12 protein-coding genes and 1 pseudogene are annotated in these 7,122 nt (G+C 57.9%); 8 read left to right on the forward strand and 5 right to left on the reverse strand.

The window, feature by feature from the left end:
* Together NKJ08_RS37675 and NKJ08_RS37680 are read left to right on the forward strand one after the other, a co-directional pair.
* A partial coding sequence (locus tag NKJ08_RS37675; RefSeq protein WP_352786239.1) for a hypothetical protein occupies nt 1-224 on the forward strand: 224 nt, incomplete at its 5' end.
* Between the two features lie 624 nt (nt 225-848).
* Nucleotides 849-1,565, forward strand: coding sequence for a pentapeptide repeat-containing protein (locus tag NKJ08_RS37680; protein ID WP_352786241.1), 717 nt, complete (start codon nt 849-851; stop codon nt 1,563-1,565).
* A 340-nt stretch (nt 1,566-1,905) separates the two neighbouring features.
* On the opposite strand, the gene NKJ08_RS37685 is transcribed toward NKJ08_RS37680, so the two are convergent.
* Nucleotides 1,906-2,142: a helix-turn-helix domain-containing protein gene (locus NKJ08_RS37685; protein WP_352786247.1), complete on the reverse strand. Its 237-nt coding sequence runs from the start codon at nt 2,140-2,142 to the stop codon at nt 1,906-1,908.
* Between the two features lie 21 nt (nt 2,143-2,163).
* On the opposite strand from NKJ08_RS37685, the gene NKJ08_RS37690 reads away from it, so the two are divergent.
* The 3 genes from NKJ08_RS37690 to NKJ08_RS39200 are packed head-to-tail and all read left to right on the forward strand — an operon-like array spanning nt 2,164 to nt 3,311.
* Nucleotides 2,164-2,670 carry a hypothetical protein gene (locus NKJ08_RS37690; RefSeq protein ID WP_023722513.1) on the forward strand — a complete coding sequence of 169 codons (507 nt, stop codon included), beginning with the start codon at nt 2,164-2,166 and terminating at the stop codon, nt 2,668-2,670.
* Between the two features lie 22 nt (nt 2,671-2,692).
* Nucleotides 2,693-2,896, forward strand: a complete 204-nt coding sequence (locus NKJ08_RS37695; RefSeq protein WP_352786242.1) for a hypothetical protein — start codon at nt 2,693-2,695, stop codon at nt 2,894-2,896.
* Nucleotides 2,865-3,311, forward strand: a complete 447-nt coding sequence (locus NKJ08_RS39200; protein ID WP_502901111.1) for a Y4oE-related protein — start codon at nt 2,865-2,867, stop codon at nt 3,309-3,311. The genes NKJ08_RS37695 and NKJ08_RS39200 overlap by 32 nt, the downstream gene beginning before the upstream one ends.
* Here NKJ08_RS39200 and NKJ08_RS37700 read toward each other — a convergent pair.
* Complete coding sequence (locus NKJ08_RS37700; RefSeq protein WP_352474558.1) at nt 3,286-3,537, reverse strand: toxin-antitoxin system HicB family antitoxin; 252 nt, start codon at nt 3,535-3,537, stop codon at nt 3,286-3,288. The two genes, NKJ08_RS39200 and NKJ08_RS37700, sit on opposite strands and share 26 nt — an antisense overlap.
* Nucleotides 3,534-3,962: a putative toxin-antitoxin system toxin component, PIN family gene (locus NKJ08_RS37705; protein ID WP_352786243.1), complete on the reverse strand. Its 429-nt coding sequence runs from the start codon at nt 3,960-3,962 to the stop codon at nt 3,534-3,536. Before NKJ08_RS37705 ends, NKJ08_RS37700 begins: the two co-directional genes overlap by 4 nt.
* 192 nt (nt 3,963-4,154) lie before the next feature.
* Here NKJ08_RS37705 and NKJ08_RS37710 point away from each other — a divergent pair, with 192 nt between their 5' ends.
* The 3 genes and pseudogenes from NKJ08_RS37710 to NKJ08_RS37720 form a co-directional block, all read left to right on the forward strand.
* Complete coding sequence (locus NKJ08_RS37710) at nt 4,155-4,382, forward strand: hypothetical protein (RefSeq protein WP_352786245.1); 228 nt, start codon at nt 4,155-4,157, stop codon at nt 4,380-4,382.
* Nucleotides 4,383-4,544: 162 nt separating this feature from the next.
* Nucleotides 4,545-5,612 (forward strand): recombinase family protein, encoded by a 1,068-nt coding sequence (locus tag NKJ08_RS37715; RefSeq protein WP_352786248.1) that lies wholly within the window; start codon nt 4,545-4,547, stop codon nt 5,610-5,612.
* A 65-nt stretch (nt 5,613-5,677) separates the two neighbouring features.
* Nucleotides 5,678-5,958, forward strand: a pseudogene (locus NKJ08_RS37720) (transposase); the annotation flags it as partial.
* 33 nt (nt 5,959-5,991) lie between these two features.
* Here the strand turns inward: NKJ08_RS37720 and NKJ08_RS37725 are convergent.
* On the reverse strand, nt 5,992-6,357 hold the full coding sequence (locus NKJ08_RS37725) for a hypothetical protein (protein WP_352786249.1): 366 nt from the start codon (nt 6,355-6,357) through the stop codon (nt 5,992-5,994).
* A gap of 54 nt (nt 6,358-6,411) precedes the next feature.
* The coding region (locus NKJ08_RS37730; RefSeq protein WP_352786246.1) for an RHS repeat-associated core domain-containing protein at nt 6,412-7,122 on the reverse strand (711 nt) is incomplete at its 5' end.

Below are 7,122 nucleotides of genomic sequence, written 5' to 3' on the forward strand. Positions count from 1 at the left end.
GACTCGCCAACCCGTTGCGGTCCTCCAATAGCGAGAACCGTCCTTATCGTTACGAGCCCGCTATGCCTTGGTCAGTTGCCGGCGCTGATATCGGAAACGAAGCGCGGAAGGGCACTCTGCCGCCCAGAGTAACCGGCCTGCACGGTGAAGACGAGAAGGACGCTCTTCCAAGCGCGGAGTTCGAATCCTCCCTCACCGCCATAAGTCATTGTTTACATCAATAAAAATACAAGAATAGGTTGCGCGTCCGCCATAAAGCCCGCCAACCGAAAAAGGCGTATTCGCGGCACGTCAGCTTACGACACAAATATACGGGGTTGATGCTTCGACCTGGGAGATGGCAGAGATCAACTTCGGCCTCGCTAAGCGAAGTCGTGGGGTTCATGCGACAGCGGAATCAGGATATGCGACGAGCACCCTGTGCCGGGTCACCCTCGCCGTCGGGAAGTACCGATCGGTGCGGAACCAAGCGGATTCACGCTTGTCGGCAGCGGACGGCGGCGGTGGCGGTCAGCACCCGAGCAGGCTCCCAATTAGCGAGACAAACGTCCAGAGCGGAGGCCAATCTTGGCACGCGACTTCGCCAGCCTGAACGACCGCTCTCCTCGGCTTAGTCAAGCATACCTACGGAATGATGCGCCTGGCCGGTGACAAATGAATCTCTGCTGGACCGCCGATGATATGGGAGGCGCTCGCAAATCGCGCCCTACGCGCGGGGTGATCGGTTGATCAACATCAAAGCTTGAATATGAGAAATGCGCTAACGGTGACGGCGGTGGTCACCGTGGCTCGAGTGTCAGCAGATGTGGTAAGGTTGAGTGTCGGCGAGTAGCAGAGGTCCAGCAACAATGACTTTGAGGCGAACCAGAGCTTACGGCGCATCCGGCTTGGTTCTAGCGGTTTGCACTGTGTTTGCTTGGCAGAACGCCACTGCCGCTCAAAATTGCGACGCAGCCGCGACGCCTGGCGTCAATTGGCACGAGTGTGACAAGAAGCTTCTCATCCTAGAAGGACAGGACCTGAGCGGGGCGAACCTGTTCGGTGTTGATTTCACTTCGACCGACCTCAGGAACAGCAATCTCGTTGCCGCAAATCTTGAGAAGGCAACGCTTGTGCGTGCTTCCCTGGCCGACTCGACCGCCAAAGGCGCCCGGTTCGACAGAATCGAGGCCTACAGGACCGACTTCAGCCGTATGGACGCGCAGGGCGCTGTGTTTGCGAGCGCGGAAATACAGCGCTCGAATTTCCAGGGCGCCAATCTGACCAATGTTGATTTCACAAAGGCAGAATTGGGGCGTGCCCAGTTCCATGACGCCGATATCAGCGGCAGCCGCTTCTCGTTTGCCAATCTCGCACGGGCGGACTTCCGAGGAGCGACGTTCACCGCGCCGATAGACTTTGACCGCGCCTTTTTCTTTCTGACCCGTATCGAGGGCGTCGACCTTTCCAATTCGGTGGGTCTGTCCCAGTGGCAGCTCAACATGGCTTGCGGAGACGCCCGGACCGAGTTGCCTTCTGGCTTGACGAGGCCTGAAGATTGGCCCTGTCAATTCCAGCAGGAATAGTTGTCGGCAAGCGAACTGCGGCAATGCTGCGCCCGACAGGATGAAACTGAGAACCCCTATGTCATCGTTTGCGCTATATAACTTTTGCGACAGCCGGGAGCGGATGAATGGAATCGGGCCGTATTTCTCCCACTACCCACGCGGTCCGAGGCGGCAGAAATGGGGCCGAGCAGACCGTCCGCTGCTAGGGTACCCAGCACGCGAGCGGACATGTGAGAGCTCGGTGCGAAGGTCCGGGATCAGGCCCATTGCGGACGTACGTGTTGGTTCGCCTGTTGGCGCTGAAGCGCCCATTTGGGCCGCTAGCCGCACATGTGCGGCGGCTCAAAAAAGCCGATTGTCATGCGCCAGCGGAACGCTGTGACAAGCGAACACCAGCGCCGCCACCGTTCTCTGGAATGAATTCGATCCCGGCCGCTTCGAAGACTGCACGAATATCGGCGAGGGTTGAATTCTTTAGCTGTTCGCCTCTTTCCAACCGCGCGATGGTATCGGGAGATACGTTTGCGTTTAGGGCTAACTCTCGAGTTCCCCAGCCCAACGCGACACGTGCCATTTTGCACTGAACTGCATTCATTTCGTAACCGTGATACGATTCTTGTTGATCCATAGCCGCTTTTTCAATATCGGCGTCGGCTTTCCTTGTGCGACCGTCTGCGTGCCCGAGGGTGAGGACGTGGCGGTCCACTCGATCGAGGCGCTCAATGAAGTGCTCGGCGAGGGGCCGGATATGGCAGCTCTCCGCGAGAAGGCCGAAGCTGATTTTGCGGCACATCAGGCTCGCTGGGATGCAGCTGCCGAGGAGGCTGGTTACACCGCCGCGCTCAAGGCCGAGTGCGAGGCTGGCGACCGGGCACAGGATCTGCTGGAAGCGTTCTCAACGACCCCCGCTACGACTCTCGCCGGTGTGGCGGGCAAGCTCGATGCCGTGTTGCGCGAGGGCGAAGCCTGGGAGGAATGCTCCGTGTTCCCTTGGCCGCAAATCCGCTCGGCGCTCAGCGATCTGGTGCTCATCGCCGAGCAGACGATGCCGGAACAGTTCATTCGCGGCGAGCAGCGTCGCAAGCTCGGCAAGCGGCGGGCTGGCTGCTGTTTCCGCGCCTGAAAGACGAAGAAGGAGGCGAGCTATGAAGCCCATCCAACCCAACTTCCGGCGTCAGCCGAGAACCCCTCAACTTGCGCGAAGCGTCTGCCTCACGTCACCCTTCAACCGCCAGGAATTGCCAGCACAGAGCACTCTTGCGGCATCTCACCATCCGGCGGTGAGCGATCCCGATCTGCTGGATGCCTTCAACCGCGATGCCGCCGTGCACAAATGGACCGTGGCCTGAAGCTGCAGAGGCAGCGACAGCCCTGTGGGGAAAGACAGCCGCAATCGCCTGGGGCGCCGTGTCGGCGCGTTGCGACGGGCGGACACAGGAGTATCGATTCTGGTTTCGGGTATTCGCCCTCTTCAAGCGGGTTCGCCCAATGCCGTGGCGGAAGCAGCGTCCGGCAAGGCTCGTCCAGACTCTTCCCGATAGATGGGGAGATTATGTCCGGCAAGAGAACTGCCCGCTTGTCGAGAGAAAGCCGGACCGAAGCCAGCCCGTCAAGGCCAGAGCCGCTTCGCGGTGGCGCGTGCCGCGCCAGCCTGGACCGGCAGTTTTCGGCCCAGCGGACGCTTCGGACGCAGGCAAGGCTGCGATACGAACGATACCGCTCCACCCCTCAGGCTGGGTTACTCCGGCAGTTCGTCGCCCTTGATCGGCGCCTTCCCTTTGCCGGCCCGTTTCAGGATGTGCAGCGCCTTGGGGATGTCGGCACGGGCAGCGCGTTCCTGAAAGTAGCTTTCCGTGCGCAGCGCCGAAAGCTTCTCAGCGACTGCCACATTAATGAACTGGTTGAGCGGCACGCCCTCGCTCTCCGCCACCTTGCGCGCCTCATCGAGAAGCGAGAGCTGAAGCCGCAGTGCGAAATTGCTTCTCCTCATGTCTTTCTCTCCAATCGTCTCAGCGCCTCACCCGGCGACAGGACCATGATACCGAAGCGCTCGGCCACCTTGCCGAAGTCGCGCAGGTTGAACGTCACTATAGCATCCGCCCGTCCGTTTACCGCAGCTTCCAGCACCATGTCGTCGTCCGGGTCGCGAACGGCGGGTCGCCAGAGGAAAACAAGGCGAACCGGCTCGGCGACGGCCGCCACCGCATCTAGCAACGCGTTCACATCTTCAGCCAGCAGGCCGGAAGCCTCAAGGTGCTCGGGCCTTGTCATGACCGCCTCGTACTCGACCATCAACGGCACCGAAGCGATGAGCGTCAGCCGGCGCTCCAAAGCCGCCACCAACAGTTGGCGCGAGGCGCCAGCGTCACTTCGGATCGCCGCCACCATGGTCGCCGTATCGAGAAGCAGTCTCATACAGACATATTGGATATCGCGTGCGATATTGCAAGAGGACCGACCTTTTGGTAATTTGGCCTGGCTTCGGAATTCCAAATCGCAGTGTTCAAGTATTTGCACGCCACACTACGACAGCTCGGCAACTGAAGTTGTCTTGCTGATCACCACGCCGCTCAATGCCCTCGATCTACACAGAAGAGCGGGCATGCCATGGTGGATGAGGCCAAACCTGGGAACGACAGCGCAAGCCACGATTACAGGGCTGACATGTCGGCACGAGACATGGCTGAACGAGCCGTCCTGTCGATCGCCCGTTTGTTGGGTCGGCGGGTTGCTCGGGAGCATTTCGAGGAATTGCAGGCGGCCAACGACAACAAAGTTCATCCTCTTGAGAAAACACCGTCAGAACGGGAGGGTGGGGACGGCGGCGGACATTAGCAAAGAGAGGAAGAGGAGCGGTTCATGACCCGTGTCGCGCTGTATGCTCGTTACTCATCCGACAACCAGCGCGAAGCCTCTATCGAGGATCAGCTGCGGCTTTGCTGAGAGCTCGCGGCCAGGGAGAGGTGGACTGTCGTTGGAACCTATGTCGATGCCGCGATATCGGGCTCAAGCATCATCCGTCGACCAGACATCCAGCGGCTTCTCGCCGATGCTCAAAGCGGGCAATTTGAGATCGTTCTAGCCGAGGCACTCGATCGCCTGTCACGCGACCAGGAAGACGTAGCCGGCCTCTTCAAGCGGCTGCGCTTTGCAGGTGTCAGGATCGTCACTCTCTCTGAGGGCGCCGTAGACGAACTGCACGTGGGCCTGAAAGGAACGATGAACGCGTTGTTCCTGCGCGATCTTGCCGCCAAGATCAGGCGGGACCAAAGCGGCCGCATATTGAACGGCTACAACGCCGGCGGCCTCTCCTATGGCTATCGCGTGGTCAAAAAGCTCGATGAACGCGGCGAACCGATCCGCGGTCTGCGCGAGATCGATGAGGATCAAGCCGAGGTCGTGCGTCGGATTTTTCGGGAGTTCGCGGCTGGTCAATCGGCGCGTACGATAGCTGCAGGCCTCAACAGGGAAGGTATCCCATCACCCTTTGGGGGTGCCTGGGGCGCCTCGACCATCAATGGCAATCTCAAGCGGAGAAGCGGCTTTCTCTACAACGAAGCCTATATCGGGCTGCTCGTCTTCAATCGTCTCCAAATGCGCAAGGATCCCGAGACTGGGAAGCGCATCTCGCGGCCGAATCTGCCGGAAACCTGGCAGGTCGTTGAAGTGCCGCATCCGCGTATCATCGACGATGAGCTATGGGATGCAGGGCAAGCCCGCAAGAAGCTTTATGGAGGCATGAAACTCCATCACCGCCGACGGCCGAAGCACATGTTCTCGGGGCTCGTGCGGTGCGGCTGTAGGAAGGTCACACGGAGAGGTATGGCGCGACAGTCGATGAGAGACGGATCGGAAAAACCAGTTCAGCACAGAGCGCCTCGAGCGCGCGGTAGTGATATGGATCCGATCGGCGAACTCCCATACGGGCCGGCGGCAAATGGAAGGCCGCATCAGGGGCCGGACAGATGTCAGCACCCGACTACGCGCCGCTATACTGCCTTTCGAAGATTCTCCTTGCGCTCGCGGCGGCATCCAAATGTGCTGAGAGTTGTGCAAATTTACTGAGAGAGGGCGGTCATGGCAGGCTGGTGATGTTCAACGTCACCTGATTCCCGCGAAGGAACGGCACCATGACCAAGACTGAAAGTAAGACCGCCAGCGCTACCGTCAGAGACATTCTGCTTTTCGAACCCCGAGGGTCTGCACGAAGTGATCCCAGTGATCCGTACGGTGATGCAGGAGGTGCTCGAGGCCGAAATGGACGAGGCGCTCGGGCGCTTCGAAGAGCGAACGCACACCGGAGCGGCTTGGCTACCGCTCGGGTTATTATGACCGCACCCTTGTCACCCGTGTCGGCAAGCCGGAGCTACGGGTTCCGCAGGAGCGGGCGGCCGTGCACAGCAAAAAAGTGCACTGTAACGGTAATTCCATAATTACCGAGACTTCAGGGAAGGTGTTCGAGCGTATCTGGCTTTGTGCGACGAAAGCTAACTTGCTCCAACTTTCCAACTTTTAGTTCGACAGAGATGCGTACGCCGTCGTTTAACTCTATTTCGAGGGCGTTTTGATCAAATTTAACTGAAACTATGCTCATACCTATTAAATTCCAAAGAATTGGAAGTGATCCATGGTGTTTTACGACATCGTACTTTGAGAGTTCCCCTGAAAAATAGACTTTAAAATCGCTGTTTATATCTATCGATACCCTATCTCCCGTGTCTAAGGATAAAGCCTCGATCACAACCGAATACAATTCAATTCTAATCAAAGTTACTTCGGTATTCTCAACCCATGATATCCGATCACTCATTACGGAAACCTCAATGAATTGAATGGATCTATAGGATAGTGGGCAAGATCGCTATCATTCGGTACAGTCCGCCCCGTAACTGGTGAAATTGCCTGACGTTGAGCATTGAAAGTTCTGACATAAGCCTTCATTTGTAACGGGATTTCGAAAGCCAATTCTAAAGCCAGAGATCGGGTTTTTTCTCTCCCCCTTTTCCACGGGTGGACTTCCCGGCGGCGATAAAGTGTACCCATTAACTTGGCCGTTGTCATCCGTCGTCATTGATAACGTCGCACCTGCCATAGGCCCATGAAAGCTTACCCACCAATCTCGTGTTTTGTCGTCCTGAACATATTGCCTAAACGATAAAACATGACGTGAACCGGGCGGTACTTGATTCTTCGGAACTGATAGCTCTCCATAGGGCTGAATCGGGGTTCCCGATGGCAGATCGTCGACCGTGACTGACTGCGCAACTTTTGCAGCGCTTCCAGTTTTCTTCTTATTCTCGATCCCTAAATCCTTGGCTGCTTGATCCCGCGCCGCCTGAAGCTCCTTGGAATTGGCGCTGTCGTCCGCTGTCTTGGTGCCGCCTCCGTCCTCTCCTAGAGGATCCTTGCCGGCATTTGGATCGACTGCATGCCCATTCTGATCGCTTTTATTCACGGGATCGTTCTGGGCATACGCATATCGGTTGGTGCCGACGCTTTCCTTGGTCGGATCCCAGTCATCTGGTGAGATGAACCGTCCCAGCACGGGATCCATGTATCTGGCGTTGAGGTAGAG

This window comes from Mesorhizobium sp. M0244 (assembly GCF_040321795.1).
GTDB lineage: Bacteria > Pseudomonadota > Alphaproteobacteria > Rhizobiales > Rhizobiaceae > Mesorhizobium.

Excerpts from the sequence above, each read along its gene's own strand:
- NKJ08_RS37680 (WP_352786241.1), top strand. The coding sequence starts at position 849 with ATGACTTTGAGGCGAACCAGAGCTTACGGCGCATCCGGCTTGGTTCTA.
- NKJ08_RS37685 (WP_352786247.1), bottom strand. The coding sequence starts at position 2,142 with ATGAATGCAGTTCAGTGCAAAATGGCACGTGTCGCGTTGGGCTGGGGA.
- NKJ08_RS37695 (WP_352786242.1), top strand. The coding sequence starts at position 2,693 with ATGAAGCCCATCCAACCCAACTTCCGGCGTCAGCCGAGAACCCCTCAA.
- NKJ08_RS39200 (WP_502901111.1), top strand. The coding sequence starts at position 2,865 with ATGCCGCCGTGCACAAATGGACCGTGGCCTGAAGCTGCAGAGGCAGCG.
- NKJ08_RS37700 (WP_352474558.1), bottom strand. The coding sequence starts at position 3,537 with ATGAGGAGAAGCAATTTCGCACTGCGGCTTCAGCTCTCGCTTCTCGAT.
- NKJ08_RS37705 (WP_352786243.1), bottom strand. The coding sequence starts at position 3,962 with ATGAGACTGCTTCTCGATACGGCGACCATGGTGGCGGCGATCCGAAGT.
- NKJ08_RS37710 (WP_352786245.1), top strand. The coding sequence starts at position 4,155 with ATGGTGGATGAGGCCAAACCTGGGAACGACAGCGCAAGCCACGATTAC.
- NKJ08_RS37725 (WP_352786249.1), bottom strand. The coding sequence starts at position 6,357 with ATGAGTGATCGGATATCATGGGTTGAGAATACCGAAGTAACTTTGATT.